Origin of the sequence: Pseudomonas sp. FBF18 (genome assembly GCF_024261405.1) — a bacterium.
In the GTDB taxonomy this organism is placed as follows: Bacteria; Pseudomonadota; Gammaproteobacteria; order Pseudomonadales; family Pseudomonadaceae; genus Aquipseudomonas; species Aquipseudomonas palmensis.
The window spans coordinates 80623-100102 of sequence record NZ_QKRS01000018.1 but is presented as its reverse complement, the minus strand read 5'-3'; the positions used below and the strand labels follow the sequence as shown (position 1 = coordinate 100102).

Annotated in this window: 20 protein-coding genes; 11 read left to right on the top strand and 9 right to left on the bottom strand. The window is 66.6% G+C overall.

Annotated elements, in window-relative coordinates:
• The first annotated feature begins 63 nt into the window (after window positions 1–63).
• A complete protein-coding gene (locus DN387_RS22465) occupies window positions 64–861 on the top strand; it encodes a helix-turn-helix domain-containing protein (protein ID WP_054915332.1) in 798 nt (265 codons plus the stop codon).
• Between the two features lies 1 nt (window position 862).
• Here the strand turns inward: DN387_RS22465 and DN387_RS22460 are convergent, their stop codons facing one another.
• A complete protein-coding gene (locus DN387_RS22460) occupies window positions 863–1747 on the bottom strand; it encodes a DMT family transporter (protein ID WP_054915333.1) in 885 nt (294 codons plus the stop codon).
• Between the two features lie 123 nt (window positions 1748–1870).
• Between DN387_RS22460 and DN387_RS22455 the strand changes: the two genes are divergently transcribed.
• Both DN387_RS22455 and DN387_RS22450 read left to right on the top strand, forming a co-directional pair.
• A complete protein-coding gene (locus DN387_RS22455) occupies window positions 1871–2434 on the top strand; it encodes a helix-turn-helix domain-containing protein (protein WP_054915334.1) in 564 nt (187 codons plus the stop codon).
• Between the two features lie 38 nt (window positions 2435–2472).
• Window positions 2473–2970 carry a hypothetical protein gene (locus DN387_RS22450; RefSeq protein ID WP_043860528.1) on the top strand — a complete coding sequence of 166 codons (498 nt, stop codon included), beginning with the start codon at window positions 2473–2475 and terminating at the stop codon, window positions 2968–2970.
• A gap of 21 nt (window positions 2971–2991) precedes the next feature.
• Here DN387_RS22450 and DN387_RS22445 read toward each other — a convergent pair whose 3' ends face one another.
• Together DN387_RS22445 and DN387_RS22440 are read right to left on the bottom strand one after the other, a co-directional pair.
• A complete protein-coding gene (locus DN387_RS22445; RefSeq protein WP_054915335.1) occupies window positions 2992–3474 on the bottom strand; it encodes a MaoC family dehydratase in 483 nt (160 codons plus the stop codon).
• A gap of 36 nt (window positions 3475–3510) precedes the next feature.
• On the bottom strand, window positions 3511–4128 hold the full coding sequence (locus DN387_RS22440; protein ID WP_054915336.1) for a LysE family translocator: 618 nt from the start codon (window positions 4126–4128) through the stop codon (window positions 3511–3513).
• Window positions 4129–4276: 148 nt separating this feature from the next.
• Here DN387_RS22440 and DN387_RS22435 point away from each other — a divergent pair, with 148 nt between their 5' ends.
• Window positions 4277–4729, top strand: coding sequence for an Lrp/AsnC family transcriptional regulator (locus DN387_RS22435; protein ID WP_043860530.1), 453 nt, complete (start codon window positions 4277–4279; stop codon window positions 4727–4729).
• Between the two features lie 102 nt (window positions 4730–4831).
• Window positions 4832–5452 carry an AraC family transcriptional regulator gene (locus DN387_RS22430; protein WP_236171939.1) on the top strand — a complete coding sequence of 207 codons (621 nt, stop codon included), beginning with the start codon at window positions 4832–4834 and terminating at the stop codon, window positions 5450–5452.
• Here the strand turns inward: DN387_RS22430 and DN387_RS22425 are convergent.
• From DN387_RS22425 to DN387_RS22410, 4 genes are all read right to left on the bottom strand, one after another.
• Window positions 5435–6328 (bottom strand): sterol desaturase family protein, encoded by an 894-nt coding sequence (locus tag DN387_RS22425; RefSeq protein ID WP_054915338.1) that lies wholly within the window; start codon window positions 6326–6328, stop codon window positions 5435–5437. The two genes, DN387_RS22430 and DN387_RS22425, sit on opposite strands and share 18 nt — an antisense overlap.
• A 98-nt stretch (window positions 6329–6426) precedes the next feature.
• Entirely contained in the window at window positions 6427–6957 is a 531-nt protein-coding gene (locus DN387_RS22420; protein WP_054915339.1) for a glyoxalase superfamily protein, read from the bottom strand.
• A 178-nt stretch (window positions 6958–7135) separates the two neighbouring features.
• Window positions 7136–7981: a TIGR03915 family putative DNA repair protein gene (locus DN387_RS22415; RefSeq protein ID WP_054915340.1), complete on the bottom strand. Its 846-nt coding sequence runs from the start codon at window positions 7979–7981 to the stop codon at window positions 7136–7138.
• The gene (locus tag DN387_RS22410; RefSeq protein ID WP_054915341.1) at window positions 7978–9198 is read right to left on the bottom strand and encodes a putative DNA modification/repair radical SAM protein; all 1221 of its coding nucleotides are present in this window, start codon (window positions 9196–9198) and stop codon (window positions 7978–7980) included. Before DN387_RS22410 ends, DN387_RS22415 begins: the two co-directional genes overlap by 4 nt.
• A gap of 280 nt (window positions 9199–9478) precedes the next feature.
• On the opposite strand from DN387_RS22410, the gene mrdA reads away from it, so the two are divergent.
• Window positions 9479–11371 (top strand): penicillin-binding protein 2, encoded by a 1893-nt coding sequence (mrdA, locus tag DN387_RS22405; RefSeq protein ID WP_043860536.1) that lies wholly within the window; start codon window positions 9479–9481, stop codon window positions 11369–11371.
• Between the two features lie 101 nt (window positions 11372–11472).
• Window positions 11473–12543 (top strand): pyruvate dehydrogenase, encoded by a 1071-nt coding sequence (locus DN387_RS22400; protein ID WP_156326225.1) that lies wholly within the window; start codon window positions 11473–11475, stop codon window positions 12541–12543.
• Here the strand turns inward: DN387_RS22400 and DN387_RS22395 are convergent.
• On the bottom strand, window positions 12532–12978 hold the full coding sequence (locus DN387_RS22395) for a MarR family winged helix-turn-helix transcriptional regulator (RefSeq protein ID WP_054915342.1): 447 nt from the start codon (window positions 12976–12978) through the stop codon (window positions 12532–12534). The genes DN387_RS22400 and DN387_RS22395 overlap by 12 nt on opposite strands.
• A 131-nt stretch (window positions 12979–13109) precedes the next feature.
• Between DN387_RS22395 and aceE the strand changes: the two genes are divergently transcribed.
• Window positions 13110–15782, top strand: a complete 2673-nt coding sequence (gene aceE / locus DN387_RS22390; RefSeq protein ID WP_054915343.1) for a pyruvate dehydrogenase (acetyl-transferring), homodimeric type — start codon at window positions 13110–13112, stop codon at window positions 15780–15782.
• A 107-nt stretch (window positions 15783–15889) separates the two neighbouring features.
• Here the strand turns inward: aceE and DN387_RS22385 are convergent, their stop codons facing one another.
• Window positions 15890–16207 (bottom strand): DUF2388 domain-containing protein, encoded by a 318-nt coding sequence (locus tag DN387_RS22385; protein ID WP_043860539.1) that lies wholly within the window; start codon window positions 16205–16207, stop codon window positions 15890–15892.
• Between the two features lie 156 nt (window positions 16208–16363).
• On the opposite strand from DN387_RS22385, the gene DN387_RS22380 reads away from it, so the two are divergent.
• The 3 genes from DN387_RS22380 to DN387_RS22370 are packed head-to-tail and all read left to right on the top strand — an operon-like array spanning window position 16364 to window position 19263.
• The gene (locus DN387_RS22380; RefSeq protein ID WP_054915462.1) at window positions 16364–17422 is read left to right on the top strand and encodes an NAD(P)-dependent alcohol dehydrogenase; all 1059 of its coding nucleotides are present in this window, start codon (window positions 16364–16366) and stop codon (window positions 17420–17422) included.
• Window positions 17423–17459: 37 nt separating this feature from the next.
• A complete protein-coding gene (locus DN387_RS22375) occupies window positions 17460–18083 on the top strand; it encodes a glutathione S-transferase family protein (RefSeq protein ID WP_043860541.1) in 624 nt (207 codons plus the stop codon).
• Window positions 18061–19263 carry an MFS transporter gene (locus tag DN387_RS22370; protein ID WP_054915344.1) on the top strand — a complete coding sequence of 401 codons (1203 nt, stop codon included), beginning with the start codon at window positions 18061–18063 and terminating at the stop codon, window positions 19261–19263. The genes DN387_RS22375 and DN387_RS22370 overlap by 23 nt, the downstream gene beginning before the upstream one ends.
• Window positions 19264–19480 lie beyond the last annotated feature (217 nt).

The following is a 19480-nucleotide window of genomic DNA, read 5'->3' as shown; positions in this document are numbered from 1 at the left end:
AGACATGTGGCCAGCCCTCGCGAATTGGTCAATAATCCTCGCGTTCCGGCCAAGGTGCTTCACATGCTCAATGTTCCGCTCGCCAGCGTCGACGCCGTCGCCCGCCCGGTGCTCGCCATCGGTACCGACTACCCGCCCGACACACTGCTGCCCACCCATGTGCATCGGCGCGCACAGTTTCTGTATGGCATGAGTGGCCTGATGGAGGTCCAAACCCAGGACGGCAGCTGGGTGATTCCGCCCGGTAGCGGGGTGTGGATACCCGCCGGCAAGCCGCACCAGGTGCTGATGCGCGGGGTGAGCACCCGCAGCCTGTACATAGAGCCGGCGCAGCCGGTGCGTGATACCTCGCAGTGCCAGGCCCTGGTGGTCTCGCCCCTGCTCCACCACCTGTTGCTGGCCACGGCGCACGTACCCGCACTGTATGAAACACACGGTCGCGACGGGCACCTGATTCAGTTGGTACTGCACGAGCTGCGCAGCGCGCCGAGCCTGGCGCTGTTCGCACCCTTGCCAAACGACCCGCGGCTGGCCGAACTATGTCGCAACTTCCTGCGCCAACCCCGCATCGACACCAGCGCCGAGTCCTGGGCAAGTGCCCTGCATTGCAGTGCAAGAACCTTCAGCCGCCTGTTCCGCCAGCAAACCGGGCTTTCATTCGGCACCTGGCGCCAGCAGGCCTGCCTGATGGCTGCCGTCACCCGCCTGGCGGCCGGCGCCTCGGTCACACGGGTCGCGCTGGAGCTGGGCTACGACAGCCCCAGCGCCTTTTCCAGCATGTTCCACCGCCAATTGGGCGCCCCGCCCAGTGTTTACCTGGCCACGCTCGACCAGTGCGGCCCAGGGCACGCGGTGGTCTAACTCAGGTATTCAGGGCCGGCTTTGGGCCCAGGCGCCAGCCCAGGTTCATGCCGGCCGCCGCCAGCAATATGGCCAGCGCCCCGGCTGCCTGCAGCGCGCTGAGGGGGTGATCGAAGGCCAGCCAGTCGACCAGGATGGCCACCGCCGGGTACAGAAACGACAGGGCGCCGATCAGCGCCGTGGGCAGTTTCTGGATGGCGCCGTACAGCAGGGTCGACATCAGCCCGGTATGCACCGCGCCAATGGTCAGCAGGTAGGCCCAGGCCTGGGGCTGCGCGGTCATGTCCGGCACCTGCGCCCAGGGCCAGAGCATGGCCGCGCCCACCAGCAGCTGCACCAGCACGATCAGGTGCGGCGGCACGCCCTGCAGGCGCTTGGCGATGATCGCCGCAATCGCGTACAGCAAGGCCGACGCCAGCGCGAGCATCACACCCATCAGGTAGTTTTCCCCGGCCGCCCCCGTCTTGGCCGTTACAATCAGCAGCATGCCGACAAACGCCAGGCCCAACCAGCCGGCACCACTGGCCGAAATCCGCTCGCCGAACAGCAGCACGCCCAGCCCCACCAGCATGAAGGGTTGCGTGTGGTAGACCACCGTGGCCACCGCGATGGAGGCCTGGCTGTAGGCGCTGAACAGCAGCAGCCAGTTGCAGGCCAACGCAACGCCACCCAGCAGCATCCACCCCCACTGCGCGCGGGTCGGGCGCAGCGTGCCAAACACCCCCAGCGCCCAGCACGCCAGGACCATCACGGCGGCGCCGAACAGGCAGCGCCAGAACACCATCGACGAAGGCGACTGGCCCGACTGCACCACGAACCAGCCGACAGTGCCAGAAATGCACATGGCGGTAACCATTTCGAGGGTGCCGCGTGAACGTGCATTCATGGCGCGCGGTGTCCCGTCGAGGCAAAAACAGAAGGCTGTGTCATCGAACAAAATCCATCAAAACGAACAAGTGGGTGCCATAATGTCCGCCGCCCTCTCTCCCAGTCAACTCATAACGAACAAATGACCATTATATCGAACGATGCGCCGATCATGATTCTGGCCCAGGCCATCAGGCGCGAGCGCTTGCAGTCGGGGATGTCCGTCAGCGATCTGGCGCGCCGCGCCGGCGTGGCCAAATCCACGCTGTCGCAGCTGGAGTCCGGCCTTGGCAACCCCAGCATCGAGACCCTGTGGGCGCTGGCCACGGCACTGGGCATTCAGGTCACGCGGTTCTTCGAGCAGCCGGCGCAGACGGTCACGGTGATTCGCGCAGGCGAAGGTGCGGCGCTCAAGGCCGACGACGCCGACTACGCGGCGACCCTGCTCGCCGACTGCCCGCCCGGCATACGCCGGGACCTGTACCGCGTGCATGCCCAGCCCGGGCAGCCGCACCATTCCCAGGCGCACCCGGCGGGCACTTTCGAGCATGTATTCGTGTGCCAGGGGGCCGCCAGCGCAGGCCCGGCCAGTGCACCGGTGCTGTTGCATGCCGGCGACTACCTGCGCTACCCGGCCAACCAGCCCCATGTGTTCGAAGCCTTGGAGCCCGATACCGTTGCTGTCATGCTGATCGAGCACAGCTGAAGCAACTGCCTGCCCTATCCCTCAGGACCCCCACCCCCATGACCAACCACAGAATCGAGCTGTCAAACGGATGGATCGCCGAGTTTGCCAACCAGGGCGAGTTCCGCATGGATGCCGAAGGCTGGAACCTGGTGCTGCACGGGCCGCAGGGGCAATCCATCCAGTACTTCAACGACCAGATCGTGCTGGTGAACGATGACGACGGCACGCAGGCCAAGGCGTGCCTGCAGCTGTCGGAGGACGGCGTCTACGGTTACCTGAGCACCTCGGTGGGCACCGGCTGGGTGATCGACTTTGCCCGCGGCATGCTTGCCCCGCACCGGGTGGATATTCGTCACTACCACGACGGCTACGACGAGAGCATCGCATTGACCGAGCAGCCGGCCTTCCAGCGTGCACGCCAGTACATTCAAGTGAAGGGGCGATTCGTATACCTCACCTTCCCGTTCATCCGCGAAGCGGAGTTCCCCAAGGTGTGGGAGCAGTACGTGGCGATTCGTCGACGCCAGCTGGACGAGCTGTACTTTCGCAATTGAACCCTCCCGCGTGCCGGCGCCCTAGGCACCTGCCGCAGCCAGGTTGCCGGGGTCGCCCTCGGCCAACAGCTGCGCCATGCGTTCACGCGCCGCTGCGTTCGGCAACACCCCGGTGGTCATGCCTTCCAGCACGGTTTCGCCCTGCGCGTTGACGATGCTCAACTGCGCCCGCGCATGCCCGCGCTCGTCCTTGTCCACGATCAGCCAGTGGCAGGTGATTGCATCGCCGGCATACACCGGCCGCTTGAACTCGAAGCTCATGCTGGTCGCCAGCCAGCCGATCTGCCCGCCGATCTCGGTCACCAGGCTGGCCGTCAGCAGGCCATGGGAAATGATCGACCTGAACCTGCGCAGTTCGGCCGAGGCGGCATCGTAGTGCACGGGGTTGTAGTCCCGCGAAAGCTGCGCAAAGCAGCGGATGTCCTCATCGGTGAAGCACCGGGTCACGCTCAGTTGCGCCCCCACCTCCAGGCCCTGTACGGCCCGTGCTCTCAAGCTCTTCATGGCACTCCCCCTGTTCGATTGCCGCGTACATTCTGCCTACCTGGGTAGCTGCCCGCCCAGCAGCACCAGCGCGATGATGACCATCGCCGCCCCCGACACCCGGCTGACCCACAGCGCCGCCGCAGGCCGCGCGCCCAGCACGGCCTGCGATCCAAAGCCCACCAGCAGGTAGATCACCCCGCAGCTGAGCGCATGCACCAGCCCCAGCGCCACGATCTGCAGCGGTACCGGCCACGGCGCCGTGGCGTCGGTGAACTGTGGCAGCAATGCCAGAAACAGCAGGAACACCTTGGGGTTCAGGCCGCTCACACACAGGCCCTTCACCGCCCAGCGCTGCCACGCACCGGCTACCTGCACCTGGTCCGCCTGGGGCACAGTCGGGTGCCGCAGCATGCCGATGCCCAACCATAGCAGGTACCCGGCCCCGGCCACCGTCAGCACCAACAGCGCAAACGGATGCCCCGCCACCAGCGTGCCCACCCCGGCGGCGACGATCAGTGTCGCGATCAGATGCCCCGACAACAGCCCGGCCACGGCGGGCAATACCACCCGCCCCTTCAGCCCGGCCGATATCGCATAGGCCCAGTCCGCACCCGGCGTGATGATGAACAACATCGACACCGCCCAGAACGCCACGAAAACATTCAGGGTCATGGCGCTACCCACGCCAGGGGTTGATCCACGGTTGGCTGCATCGTCCTGCTCCACAAGCAAATTGGTGCAGGGAACAATAATGAAATCTTGCTAGAATTTTCTTTCGAAGATAATCGCGACATAGGCCAATAGGGGAAGATCCTTCCAGATGGACCGCATCGACCGGAACATTCTTGCCGAACTGCAAAAAGACGGGCGCCTTTCGATCACCGAACTGGCCGAGCGGGTGGGGTTGAGCCTCTCCCCCTGCCACCGGCGGGTGCGTGCCTTGGAAGAATCGGGGGTGCTGCTGGGCTATCGGGCGAAACTGGACCCCATTGCCCTGGGCCTGACCTTTTCCGCCATGGTCTTCGTCACCCTTCGCGAGGGCGATCGCACGGCGGTCGAGGCGTTCGAGAACGCGCTGGTGGCGTTGCCACAGGTGGTGGATGCGCAGCGCCTGTTCGGCGAGCCGGACTACCTGCTGCACGTGATCACCCAGGACCTGCCGGCCTTCCAGCGGCTCTATGATGAAAGCCTGTCGTCGCTGCCCAACGTGCAGCGGCTCACCTCCACCTTGGTGATGAAGCGCGTGGTGCAGGACCGGCCCTTGCCGTTGTAACCTCGCCGCCCGCCTTCAGCCTCACTCAGGAGCACCACTATCCACCGCGCACCCAACGAACCCTGGCAAGGCGACCTGTGGCTGGCCACCGACTACTGCCTGGTGGCCGGGCAGGTCGGGCAAACCCAGGCCCACGCCCACTATGCCCACCAGGTGCTGATCGCCTGCGCTGCCCCGGTGCGGGCGTCGATCCAGGGCCAGGTCGAGTGCGGGCCGCTGCTGCTCATTGCCTCCGGCCAGCCGCATGCGATTCTCAGCGAGCAACCGGCGATCACGCTGTTTGCCGAGCCATTGGCTTTCGAACTGCCGGTGCTGCGCCAGCTCTGCGAAGACGCCGGCGCAGACCTGGAGGGCCTGAACCAACGCTTGCGCGCCCTGCCCCGGCGCCCTTTGCATCCGCGCCTGGCCACCGCCTTGCAACGGGTGCGTGCACTGGATGAAAACACCCTGCCCGCCGCGCAGCTGGCCAGTGAGGCGGCGCTGTCGCTCAGCCAGCTGGAGCGCCTGTTCAGCGGTCAACTGGGGCTGTCGGTGCGCCGCCTGGTGTTGTGGCAACGCCTGCGCGTGGCCTTGCAGCTGGCACTGGGCGGTAGCAGCCTGACCGAGGCAGCCACCTGCGCAGGCTTTGCCGACTCGGCCCACCTGTCACGCAGCGTGCGCCAGCAGTTCGGCATCCGTGCCGACCGTACCCTGCGCCACCTGCGCCTAAGGCTGCTGGACTAGCGCACGGCTCAGGGCATCGGGCAGTACGGCAGGTGGATGCTCGGGCTGGTCGCGGCGAAAGGGTTGGCGCAACTGCGCGCCGTAGCCCACCGGGTAGTCCGGGAAGTCGCCGATACCCAGGTCGTCGTCCGCCAGGTGATAGTGCGGCAGGTGCAAGGCGGTACCCAGCAGGCGGTCCCAAACGCTGAAGAACAGCGCGAAGTTCACATCCCCCGTGGTGCCGTACTTGAGGTGATGCAGCCGGTGCACCGGCGCCCAGGCAAACACATGGCGCAGCCAGCCGATGCGCATGTCGACGTTGCTGTGCTGCAACAGCAGCTGGATGGATATGCTGAACGCCAGCAAGGCCGCCACATCCAGCGGCAACCCGCACAGCAGCAAGGGCAAGGTGCCGCCCAGCGCTTCGAGCATCTGGTGCAGCGGGTGCTTCATCAGCCCGTTGAAGCCGTACATTCGGGTCACGCTGTGATGCACGGCGTGCAGGCGCCACAGCAAAGGCAGGCGGTGGCTGGCGTAATGCACCAGGGTGATGCCCAGGTCTGCCACCGGCAACGCCAGCAACAGCTGCAGCGCCAGCGGCCAGTCGCTCGGCCACAGGCCGGTATCGGGCAGCACCAGGGCAATCAGGGGGATGGCGGCAATGCCGGCCGCGTTGAGCGCCTCGTTCACCCCCGCGTGAATCACGTCCCGGGTGCCATCGCCCTGGCTTACATTCCAACGCTCGCGATAGGGCCACAGCCGCTCGCACAGCATCGACACGCCAATCGCCAGCAACAGCAGAACCGGCAACCAGCCAAGGCTTGCGCCCTCGTCCAGCAGCCACACGGCCGAGCCGATGAATCCAAGGAAAAATACAGGGGCGTACAGGGTTCGCATCGTGAAACTCCAGGCAGGTCAGAGCCTGGAGTTTCGTGTAGCCGCAGCCTGCGCCGCTTGAACAAACGGCGCATCTTCAGCCTGGGGGGAAAGGCCGGTCAGCCCTGGCAGAAGCGAATGCGATTGCCGAACGGGTCGTACACCTCAAGCACCTTGCCCCAGCCCTGCTCGACGATGTCCGGGCGGCCATAGCCGTAGCGCTTGGCAAGCAGCTCGTCGCGCAATTGCTCGATGTTGTGCATGGGGATGAACACCGTCGAGCCAGGGCTTGCGTCGCCGTGGTGCTCGGACAGGTGCAGTTGCAGCCCATTGCGTACGATGCCCAGGTACAGCGGTAGGTCGGCTTCGAAGCGGTGCTCGAACTCCACGCTGAAGCCCAGGAAGTCGAGGTAGAACTCGCGCGCCTTGGCTTCGTCGAACATGCGCAGGATGGGAATAGGCTTGTCGAAGCTCACTTCGCTTGCAGAGGTGTCGGGGGCAAGCAGGGCCGAGGCGGTGTTCCAGTCCTTGTGGCCCAGCTGCTGCGCCACCAGCTCCAGTGCGCCGGAGTGGGTCAGCGGCGGGTTCTGCGCCTGCAGGGCGGTACGCAGACGCTTGGCCATCTGTTTGGCCTGTTCGATCGAGATCATCATGTGCTCCTGGTGCCGAGGCAGTGTGGGGCTCGCGTTGCCAGGCCTCGACGTTCAAGAGAATGATCGCGTCAGGGGTAACTGCAATGCTTTCACCTTTCCCAACGGGAGCGAGCGGCGGGCAGCATCGGCCCCCGCCGATCATACACAGCCAGGGTGGCACATGGAAACGCGGCCCTCAGCGCGTTGGCGAATCCCCGCGCCCGATGCGCTTGCCGCCCTGCTGCCCCACCTCCTGCGCCTGGCCGTCGCGCTGCTTGCCCTGGCGCGCCTGGCCCACCAGCCGCGCGATCAGCGGGCCTTCGGGCAGATGACGCCAGAAGCGCCCCGGCATGTGCTGGCGCATGGCGTCGGGGTTGACCCGTGCCGGGTTGAAGGTGTGCCGGTAATAGGTGCGCCACAGCTCGGCGCCAGGGTCGTCGGCGTGGCAGGCCCACTGGCGCCATTGCTCGGGGCAGTGCCGTCGGTAGTCCAGGGTGCTGCCATCGAAACGGATGCCATCGCGTGGCGTGGCGATCAGCCAGCGCTGGCGGCCCAGCCGGTCGGCAAAGTGGCCGCTGGCGCTTTGCAGAATGTCGTGGGCCGGTTCATGGAAGGCCACCAGGTCCAGTTGCAGTTGCTCGGCCAGTGCCGCCGGCAATGGCACGAAGCGCACGAAGGCATGCAGGTGATGGGCCTCGCGGCTGACCTGCTTGATGCGCCGCTGCAGCTCGCTGCCCAGCCGGTCGCCCGCCAGCATGGCGGTGCGGTCGCCATGGGCCACGCGCCACAGCACTTCATACAGCAGGTTCCAGCGCTGCTCGCCACGGTAGCGGGCGGCCTGCTCAAGTTGATCCAGCAAGGCGGCCGGCACCCGTGTGCGAAACGGCCCGGGGCCCTGCGGCAATACCGCCGGCACCGCCAGCAGATCGTGCACCGGGCCGTGCGCCCACACCACCTCGGTGGGGTCGATGCCGTGGCCCAGCAGCACGCGGGCCTGGTCGCGCCAGGTGTCGAAGTGCTCGTCGCAGTCCAGCGCGATCATCCCCACAACCCCATCTGCACCGGTGCCTGCGGCTCGCGCAGGCGTTCGCGCAGCAGGCCGCTGCGGGTTTCCGACTGGGGCGGGCGATAGTCGCTGGTGACGATGAACGGGCGCGCCTTGTCCAGCACGCAGCGCAGCTGGATCAGGTCGTCATAGCGAATGCGCCGTTCACGGCGCAGCGCCACCAGGCGTTGCACGCTGCGCAGCCCGATGCCGGGAATGCGCGCCAGCAGCGCCGGCTCGGCGCGGTTCACATCCAGCGGAAACACCTCGCGGTTGGCCAGGGCCCAGGCCAGCTTGGGGTCGATGTCCAGCGCCAGGTTGCCCGCGCCGCCCAGCAGTTCGCCGGCCTTGTAGCCATAGCCGCGCATGAGAAAGTCCGCCTGGTACAGGCGGTGCTCGCGCAGCAGCGGCGGCGCGGCCAGGGGTACGCTGGTGGGGCTGTCGGGGATCGGGCTGAACGCCGAGTAGTACACACGCCGCAGGCCATAGCCCTGGTACAGCGATTCGGCATTGCCCAGGATGGTGTGGTCGTCGGTGGCATCGGCGCCCACGATCATCTGGGTGCTCTGCCCGGCAGGGGTGAAGCGCGGTGCGTTGACTTCACCGGCCACCGCCTGCTGGCCGTGGTGGATGGTGCCCATGGCCTGGCGAATGGTACGCACCTGCTTCTCCGGCGCCAGGCGCTGCAGGCTGGCTTCGGTGGGCAGCTCGATGTTCACGCTGAGGCGGTCGGCCAGCCGCCCGGCCTGCTCGATCAGCAGCGGGTCGGCGTCGGGGATGGTCTTGAGGTGGATGTAGCCGCGAAAGTTATGCTCTTCGCGCAGCAGCTGCGCCACGCGAATCAACTGTTCCATGGTGTAGTCGGCGGAGCGGATGATGCCCGAGCTGAGGAACAGCCCGCTGATGCAGTTGCGCCGGTAGAAATCCAGAGTCAGGCGCACCACCTCCTCAGGCGTGAAGCGTGCCCGCGGCACGTTGCTGGAGCGGCGGTTGACGCAGTACTGGCAGTCGTACAGGCAGAAGTTGGTCAGCAGCACCTTGAGCAGCGACACGCAGCGCCCGTCGGGGGTGTAGCTGTGGCAGATGCCCATGCCATCGGTGGCGCCCAGGCCGTCGCGACCGCGCGAGCTGCGCTTGGGGGCGCCGCTGCTGGCGCACGAGGCGTCGTACTTGGCGGCATCGGCCAGGATGCCGAGCTTGGCGATGAGCTGCATGGGGTCCACCTCGATACTGATTATCCATACAGTATTCGCAGTTCGCCACGCATGCAAGCGCAGCCTGTCGACCGGGCCGCTGCGGCCTTCATGAAAAAATCTTCATGAACGCTGCGCCCCGCTAACCGGGGAACCTCGGCGCACCCTCGCCCGCCTGCGGACAACCGGCCTTGAGGCACCGCAGCAGCTTGCGTAGGATCGCCGTTCATTCACGCCATCGCGCCCGTTCACTGCCTGCTCCCAGGCCGGTGGTGTATCCGTTTTCCGCAAGAGCCTGCAAATGCCCCAGCCTATCCCCCTCAAGGACCACGAGAAAGAAACGCACCTGGTCAACCGCAGGCTGATCGCGTGTGCGCTGCTGGTACTGGTGCTGGTGGCGGTGCTGGTGGGGCGGCTGTACGTGCTGCAGGTGGTGCAGCACGACTACCATGCCGCCGTGTCGCAGAACAACCGCGTGCACGTGCTGCCCATCGCCCCCGAGCGCGGGCTGATCTACGACCGCAACGGCGAGGTGCTGGCCGACAACAAGCCCAGCTTCAACCTCACCATGACCCGCGAGCGTGCTGGCGACACGCCCAGGGTGCTCGACAGCCTGGTGCAGATCCTGGGCCTGGGCGAGGAGGACCGCCAGGGCTTCGAGAAGGACCTGCGCCGTGGCCGCAAGCCGTTCGAGCCGGTGACGCTGATGTTCGGCCTGAGTGAAGAGCAGATCGCCCTGATCGCGGTCAACCAGTTCCGTCTGCCGGGGCTGGACGTGGAGCCGCAGTTCATTCGTGAATACCCCATGGGCGCGCACTTTGCCCACTCGGTGGGCTACGTGGGGCGCATCAACGAGAAAGAAGCCAAGACCCTCGATGCCACCGAATACCGTGGCACCCAGTCCATCGGCAAGACCGGCATCGAGCACTTCTACGAGGCCCAGCTGCACGGCCAGGTGGGCTACGAAGAGGTCGAGACCAACGCCCAGGGCCGCATCATGCGCGTGCTGCGCCACCACGACCCGGTACCCGGCAAGAACATCACCCTGAGCCTGGACGCGCACCTGCAGCTGGCCGCCGAAAAGGCCCTGGGCGATCGCCGTGGTTCGGTGGTGGCGCTGGACCCGGCCACCGGCGAGGTGCTGGCGATGGTCAGCAACCCCAGCTTCGATCCCAACCTGTTCGTCAAGGGCATCAGCTTCAGGCAGTACGCCGAGCTGCGCGATTCCATCGACCGGCCACTGTTCAACCGCGTGCTGCGCGGCCTGTACGCCCCGGGCTCGACGATCAAGCCCGAGGTGGCCATCGCCGGCCTCGACAGCGGCGTGATCACCCCGGCCAGCCGGGTATTCGACCCCGGCTACTACGAGCTGCCCAACTACGACCACAAGTACCGCAACTGGAACCGCAGCGGCGACGGCTGGGTGGACATGTACAGCGCCATCATGCGCTCCAACGACACCTACTTCTACGACCTGGCGCACAAGCTGGGGGTCGAGCGCCTGCACGACTACATGAGCGAATTCGGCCTGGGCCAGAAGGTCTCGCTGGACATGTTCGAAGAGTCACCCGGCCTGATGCCCTCACCCGCCTGGAAGCGCGCCAACCGGCGCCAGGCCTGGTACCCCGGCGAAACCCTGATCCTGGGCATCGGCCAGGGCTACATGCAGGTCACCCCGCTGCAACTGGCGCAGGCCACCAGCCTGCTGGCCAGCAAGGGCGTGTGGCACCGCCCGCACCTGGCCATGAGCATCGGCGACGAGCCGCCGGTAGACCCCAACCCCATGCCCGACATCGTGCTGCATGACCGCCACGCCTGGGACCAGGTCAACCAGGGCATGCAGATGGTCATGCACGCCCCGCGCGGCATCGCCCGCGCCGCCGCTGCCGGGGCGCAGTACCGCATCGCCGGCAAGAGCGGCACCGCGCAGGTGGTGGCGATCAAGCAGGGGGAACGCTACAACCGCGACAAGACCCTGGAGCGCCACCGCGACAACGCGTTGTTCGTGGGCTTTGCCCCCGCCGACCACCCGAGCATCGCCATCGCGGTGATGATCGAGAACGGCGAGGCCGGTGGGCGCGTGGCCGGGCCGGTGGTCCGGGAAATCATGGACGCCTACCTGCTGGACGAACAAGGCCACCTCAAGCCCCAGTACGCCGGCAACGCAGCACCCGCCGCGGTGCCCCATACCTGAAAGCGCAGCGCCCTGATCGTGCCGACAGCATCTGATTGCATTTGCAATCAGATTGCAGTATCCCTTGCGCTTCTGCCAAGGACCGATCATGGAGCTGCCCCGTGGATTCACTGCCTGCCATCCCCCCTGCCCGACTGGCCGCCCACGCCTGCATTCGCAGCATCGAGGCCGGCCTGCCGTCGACCGGCGCAGCGTCGCACTCGCCGCTGTTGCAGATTTTGCAGACCGTGCACCGCATCGAGCACGACCCGGCCGTGGCGGGCAACCTGTGGGTGATCAATGATCGCGCCGACAGCGCGAGCGAGGTGGTCAGCCCCTGGGGCATCTGGTTTCGCCAGCAGGCGCCCAGCCGCGAACGCCCGCTGATCTACCTCACCCAGTCGCCGAGCTCGGCCCGCGTGTCGATGCTGGCCGAGCAGATCGGCCACCGCGGCATCGTGTTCAACGACCTGGAATCGGCCGCCTCGCGCTGGCCCAAGGGTGCGCACCCGTGGCTGCCGTTGTGGCTGTCGGCCAACGCCCAGTGCCGCCCGTACGACCCCGCCAGCGCTGCCGAGGCCCAGGCCATCCTGCTGGCGGCGCTGGACGAGCTGTACGTACAGGGGCGCCACGGCTTCTATTACATGACCCTGCACGACCAGCCGCCGGCAGCCGATGAACCGGCACACGACGATTGCAGCGATGCATTCCTGGGCATGTACCCGTTGCAGCCCACCAGCGCTGCCCGTCCCCAGGTACGCCTGCTGGGCGCCGGCGCCATGCTCCGGGAGGTGCGCGCCGCCGCGGTGCTGCTCGACACGCACTGGGGCATCGCCAGCCAGTTGTGGAGTTGCCCCAGCTACACGCGCCTGGCCCGTGACAGCGACGATGCCGCGCGCTGGAACCGCCTGCACCCCGAGGCCGCGCCACGCAAGAGCTACCTGCAGTACTGCCTGATGTCGGCCAGCACGCCGGTGATCGCCGTGACCGGCTATGCCCAGCACATCGCCGACCAGCTTGCCCCGCATGTCACGGCGCCCTTCACCGCACTGGGCGCCGACAGCCTGGCGCCGGGCAACTGCCTGGATCGGCGCTGGATAACCTTCAGCGCGTTGCAGGCACTGGCCGGCCAGGGCCTGTTCGACACCCAGGCGCTACCCGCCGCACAGGCCCGGCTGAGCCTAGACGAATGACGCCCGGGCCTTGAAGCTCGACTGTTCCAGCGCCTGGGCGAACAGCGACTGTTGCTCGGGCGTGAACTGGCTCAGAAACAGCTCGTCCACTGCCTGCTTGTACACCGCCCACATGCGCTTGCGCAGCGCCTTGCCGCTGTCGGTGATACACGCCAGGGCGCCGCGCCCGTCGCCCGCGACCTTCTTGCGCACCACATGCCCTTCGGCCTCCAGACGGTCGACCAGTCGGGTCAGGTTGTAACGCTCGATGGCCATCACATCGGCCAGCTCGTGCATGCGTCGGCAGCCATCGGGGCCGCTCTCGATGCCCCACAGCGCGTCATACCAGGCGTACACGGGCAGGCCCTGGTCGGCCAGGCGGCGTTCGATTTCGCGAATCAGGTTGCGGTGGGCGCGAATGAAGCTGAACCAGAGGTCAGCGGTGGGTGCAGCCATGAGGGTTCCTCGGGTCAAAGTTATTGCATTTGCAATCATACGGGGCGCATGCCTAGAATCAATTGCAAATGCAACTACTACCCGGCAGGCCTGCCGGCACTGCCCGCCACAACCCCGCAGGAGGATTACCGATGCAACAGCAGCCCCCTCTGTTGAACGACCCAGATCCCGAGCAGACCCAGGAATGGCTTGAGTCCCTGGCCACCGTTGTCGAGGTGGAGGGGCGCTCGCGTGCGCACTTCCTGATCGACCAGATGCTGGACCTGGACGTGTCGCTGCACGGCGACTTTCGTGGCCGCGTCAACACCCCCTACGTCAACACCATCGGCCCCGAGCGCGAACTGCCCTACCCCGGCGACCTGGCCACCGAGCAGCGCCTGAATGCCTATATCCGCTGGAACGCACTGGCCATGGTGCTGCGCGCCGGCAAGCATTCGGGGGTGGGCGGGCATATCGCCACCTACGCCTCGGCGGCGGTGCTGTATGACGTGGGCTTCGACCATTTCTTTCGCGGGCGCACCGCGCAGTTTGCCGGCGACATGGTGTACATCCAGGGCCACTCGGCGCCGGGTATCTATGGCCGGGCCTACCTCGAAGGGCGCCTGAGCGAGGCGCAGCTGGACAACTTTCGCCGCGAGACCGACCGCGATGGCGTGTCGTCCTACCCGCACCCGCGGCTGATGCCCGAGTTCTGGCAGTTTCCCACCGTGTCCATGGGCCTGGGGCCGATCACCGCGGCCTACCAGGCGCGCTTCATGCGCTACCTCGAAGACCGCGACCTCACCCCACGCCAGGGCCGCAAGGTGTGGGCGTTTCTCGGTGACGGCGAAATGGATCAGCCCGAGTCGCTGGCGGCCATCTCGCTGGCCGGGCGCGAAAAACTCGACAACCTGATCTTCGTGGTCAACTGCAACCTGCAGCGCCTGGACGGCCCGGTACGTGGCAACGCCAAGGTGATCCAGGAATTCGAGAGCCTGTACCGTGCTGCCGGCTGGAACGTGATCAAGGTGGTGTGGGGCAGCGGCTGGGATGCGCTGCTGGCCAGGGACAGCAGCGGCATCCTGCGCCAGCGCATGATGGAGTGCGTGGACGGCGAGTATCAGACCTACAAGTCGCAGAACGGCGCCTACGTGCGCGAGCACTTCTTCGGCAAGTACCCGGAACTGCTGGCGATGGTCAGCGACCTGAGCGATGACGACATCTGGAAGCTGGCTCGCGGCGGGCACGACCCGGTCAAGGTGTACAACGCCTACGCGGCGGCCGTGCGTCACACGGGGCGGCCAACGGTGATCCTGGCCAAGACCGTCAAGGGCTTCGGCATGGGCGAAGCCGGCGAAGGCCAGAACATCAACCACCAGTTGAAGAAGATGGGCGACGAGGCGGTCAAGGCCTTCCGCGACCGCTTCGGCCTGGACCTGAGTGATGAGCGCCTCGGCGAGATCCCCTACCTCAAGCCCGCCCCCGACAGCGCCGATGCGCGCTACCTGCAGGTGGCCCGTGATCGCCTGGGCGGGCATGTGCCGGCGCGCCAGGCCAGGGTCGAGCCGTTGCAGGTGCCGGCCCTGGAGGCCTTCGACAGCCAGCTCAAGGGCACCGGTGACCGTGCCATCTCCACCACCATGGCGTTCGTGCGCATTCTCGGCACCCTGCTCAAGGACCCGCAGGTCGGCCGCCTCGTCGTACCGATCGTGCCCGACGAATCACGCACCTTCGGCATGGAGGGGCTGTTCCGCCAGATCGGCATCCACTCCCATGTGGGCCAGCTGTACACGCCGCAGGATGCCGGCACGCTCAGCTACTACAAGGAGAGCACCGACGGCCAGATCATGCAGGAAGGGCTCAACGAGTCCGGCGCCACCTCGTCGTGGATTGCCGCCAGCACCGCCTACGCCAACCATGGCGTGATGACCCTGCCGTTCTACATCTTCTATTCGATGTTCGGCTTCCAGCGAGTGGGCGACCTGCTGTGGGCGGCGGGCGATGCGCGCGCACGGGGGTTTCTGCTGGGCGCCACCAGCGGGCGTACCACGTTGATGGGCGAAGGCTTGCAGCATGACGATGGGCACAGCCACGTGATGTCGGCCACCGTGCCCTGCTGCGTCTCCTACGACCCCACCTATGCCTACGAGCTGGCGGTAATCATCCAGGACGGCATGCGCCGCATGTATGCCGAGCAGGAGGACGTGTACTACTACATCACCGTGCTCAACGAGAACTACGCCCACCCCGCCATGCCCGAAGGCGCAGAGCAAGGCATTCTCAAGGGGCTGTACCGCCTGCCGGTAGAAAAACCGCCGCAGGGCGAGCGGCATGTGCAGTTGATGGGCAGCGGCTCGATACTGAACGAGGTGCTGGCGGCGGCGGATATTCTGCAGCGTGATTTCGGCGTCAGCAGCGAGGTGTGGAGCGCCACCAGCCTGACCGAGGTGCGGCGCGAGGCGCAGGCGGTGGAGCGCTGGAACCTGCTGCACCCGCTGCAGGCGCCGAAGACGCCATACATCGAAACGCTGCTGCAGGGGCATGCGGGGCCGGTGGTGGTGGCCACGGACTACATGAAGATCCATGCCGACCAGATCCGGCCGTGGATGACCGGAAGGCGTTTCGTGGCCTTGGGTACCGACGGCTTCGGCCAGTCGGACACCCGCGAGGCGCTGCGCCGGCATTTCGAGGTGGACCGCCAGTTCATCGTGCTGGCGGCGCTGAATGCGCTGGCGGCGGACGGGGTGATCGAGCGCGAGGTGGTGGCCGGGGCGATCGAAGCGCTGGGCATCGACCCTGGCAAGGTTGATCCGGCTTCAGTCTGATAGATCGCGGCGTACTCATCGCGGGTCAAGCCCGCTCCCACAAAGGCCATGAAGATCCCTGTGGGAGCGGGCTTGACCCGCGATGGGCTCACCTTGCCTGCGGCGCCTTACTGCCCCGCCCCCAGCTCATCCTGGGTCAGTATCGCCTTGGCCAGGTCTTCGTCACTGGCCTGCAACCCAGGGTTCTGCTGACGGATACGCTGCAGCATTGACTCCAGGTACACACCGCGAATTTCGCCGCCGCTGGCGATGAACGTCGAAGCATCATCGCGCGCCGGAATCACCAGCTTGTCGTCCTTGAAGGTCGAGTACAACGAGGCGGAAACCCCGGCGGAGGTGGCGACATCGCGACCATCCACACGGGCCAGGGCCGTGCCCAAAGGCAGGCAGAGCACAAGGGAAGAAACCAGCAGTAAACGGCGCATGACGATGCCTCCGTGATGGGGGGGGAACCTACATTCATTAGGATAGGCCCCCCAGGCCAAGAGTTCCCGCCAATATCCCTACCCGCCCACCGAAGCCCGCCATGCTGGCTATATTGAAACCCTGGTCCCCATTCCCGAGCGTGACGAGAGGTGAACATGTACACCATTGGCTATGCAGCGCAGCACCGCGAAGCACCGCTGGCACCCTTCAAGTTCGAACGCCGCGCCCTGCGCCCCAACGACGTGGCGATGCAGATCCTGTATTGCGGCGTATGCCACTCCGACCTGCACCAGGCCCGCGACGACTGGGGTTTCAGCCGCTACCCGATCGTGCCCGGCCACGAGATCGTCGGGCGCGTGACCGAGGTGGGCAGCCAGGTCACCCGCTACAAGGTCGGTGACGCCGTGGCGGTGGGCTGCATGGTCGACTCCTGCCAGCAGTGCGACCAGTGCCGCAAGGGCGAGGAACAGCTGTGCCGCGAGAACAACACGCAAACCTACAACAGCCTGGACCGCATCACCCGCGAACCCACCTACGGCGGCTATTCCAAGCACCTTGTAGTGCGCGAGGAGTTCGTGCTGCGCGTGCCCGACGGCCTGGACCTGGCCAAGGCCGCGCCGCTGCTGTGCGCCGGCATCACCACCTATTCGCCGCTGCGCACCTGGAATGCCGGGCCCGGCAGCCGCGTCGCGGTCATCGGCCTGGGCGGGCTGGGGCACATGGCCGTGAAGCTGGCGGCGGGCCTGGGTGCCGACGTCACGGTGCTCAGCCGCACCCCCGACAAACTCGATGATGCGCGGGCGCTGGGCGCCGACAAGCTGCTGGTATCGTCCGACGCCAAGGCCATGGCCGCCGCGCGCTCCAGCTTCGACCTGATCATCGACACGGTGCCGGTGCGCCATGACGTGTCGCCCTACATGTCGCTGCTGGACGTGGACGGCACCCTGGTGATCGTCGGCCAGGTGGGGCCGATCGACGAACAACTGACCGTGCCGTTCATCCTCGGCCGGCGGCGCCTGGCCGGCTCGCCGATTGGCGGGATTGCGCAAACCCAGGAGATGCTCGACTTCTGCGCGAAGAAGAACATTCTGCCGGAGTGTGAAATGATCCGCATGGACCAGATCAACGAGGCGTTCGAACGCATGCAGCGCTCCGATGTGCGCTACCGCTTCGTGATCGACATGGCCTCGCTCGACGACACCACCGGCGACTGACGCGCCTCACTCCCCTACCGAACCACAAGGGCCTCCCATGCTGCAGATACTCGGCAAAGCTTCCTCCATCAATGTACGCAAGGTGCTATGGGCCTGCACCGAGCTGGGTATCGCCTTCGAGCGCGAGGACTGGGGCTCGGGCTTCAGGTCCACCTTCAGCCCGCAGTTCCTGGCCCTCAACCCCAACGCCATGGTGCCGGTGATCAAGGACGGCGACTTCGTGCTGTGGGAGTCCAACAGCATCCTGCGCTACCTGGCCAACCAGTACCACGGGCAGCACCTCTACCCCGCCGAGCCCCGGGTGCGCGCACGGGTGGACCAGTGGATGGACTGGCAGGCCACCGACCTCAACAAGTCCTGGACCTACCCCTTCCTGTCGCTGGTGCGCCATTCCCCCGACCATCAGGACCCCGAGGCACTGGCGGCGGCATGCAGGCAGTGGACCACCAACCTGCAGATCCTCGACCGCCAGCTCGAATCGACCGGCGCCTACGTCAGTGGCCAGGACTTTTCACTGGCGGACATCGCCATCGGCCTGTCGGTCAATCGCTGGTTCGAAACCCCGCTGGAGCATCCGGATTTTGCAGCGGTTCGGGCATACTACGAGCGTCTGACCGAACGCGAAGGGTTTGTCATCCATGGAAGAAACGGTACCCCGTAACGCCACCGTCACCACCGAAACCTCGGTGCGCCGCCGCTCGCTGCTGGCCGGCTGCAGCGCCCACGCGGTGCACGACGGGCTCACCGACGTGATCTACGTGCTGCTGCCGCTGTGGCAGGCGCAGTTCGGCCTCAGCCTGGCCCAGGTGGGCCTGTTGCGCGGGGCCTATTCCGGGATGATGGCCGGCTTTCAGCTACTGGCCAGCCGCGCGGCCCGGCGCTTTGGCCGCGAGCGCCTGCTGGTGGGCGGCACGCTGCTGGCCGGCGTGGCCTACCTGGTCGCCGGCCAGGCCACCGGCCTGGGTGTGCTGCTGGTGGCGCTGATGCTGGGCGGGCTGGGCGCCAGTACCCAGCACCCGCTGGCCTCCTCGATGATCACCGACAGCCACGCGGCGGGCGGCGGGGTCAAGCAGGCGCTGTCGCACTACAACTTCGCGGGCGATATCGGCAAGGCGGTCATTCCGGGCCTGATGGGCGTGCTGCTGGTGGCCGTCAGCTGGCGTACCGGTGCAACGCTGCTGGGCGTGCTGGGTGTGGCTGCGGCGGTGTTGCTGTGGTGGCTGATCCCCTCCCGGGCCCAGGCCCTGGCGGCGGGCGGCAAGGCGCCGAAGCTGGCCACCGGAAACGGCTCGCCGGGCGGCCTGCGTGCCCTGCTGATGCTGGGCATGCTCGACAGCGCGGTGCGCATGGGGTTTCTGACCTTCCTGCCGTTTCTGCTCAGGCTCAAGGGCGCCGGCACCGCCGGTATCGGCCTGGCGCTGACGCTGCTGTTCGTGGGCGGGGCCTTCGGCAAGCTGCTGTGCGGCTACCTGGGCGCACGCATCGGCCTGCTGAAAACCGTCTCGCTCACCGAAGCGGGGACTGCGCTGTTGATCGTGCTGGCGGTGGTGCTGCCGTATTCGGCCACGCTGGTGATGCTGCCGTTGCTGGGCCTGGCGCTGAACGGCACCTCGTCGGTGCTGTATGGCGTGGTGCCGGAGCTGGCGGCTGCCGGCAAGCACGAGCAGGCCTTCGCGCTGTTCTACACCGGCACCATCGGTGGCGGCGCGCTGGCACCGGTGGTGTTCGGGCGGCTGGGGGACGTTACCGGGGTGCCCACGGCGGTGGTGGTGCTGGCGGCCACGCTGCTGTTCACGCTGCCGCTGGCGTGGCGGGTGAACAAGGGCTTGGTGGCAGAATAGAAAAGAAGGCGCGGAAGTCTCGGCGCCTTCCTGGTTTTGTGCGGTGTGTGGCGGGGGTTACAGGGGGGAGATGGTACCCAGTGCTCCGATTGCGAAGGCCAATACCAGAAAGCCGAATACAAAAATTGCCATCTTGCCCATGGGAGCTCCTAACTGAGGGGGTGCGGCTGTCGAAGGCCACATTGTCTGCCCCCTTCTGATCTGGAAACAGATGCAG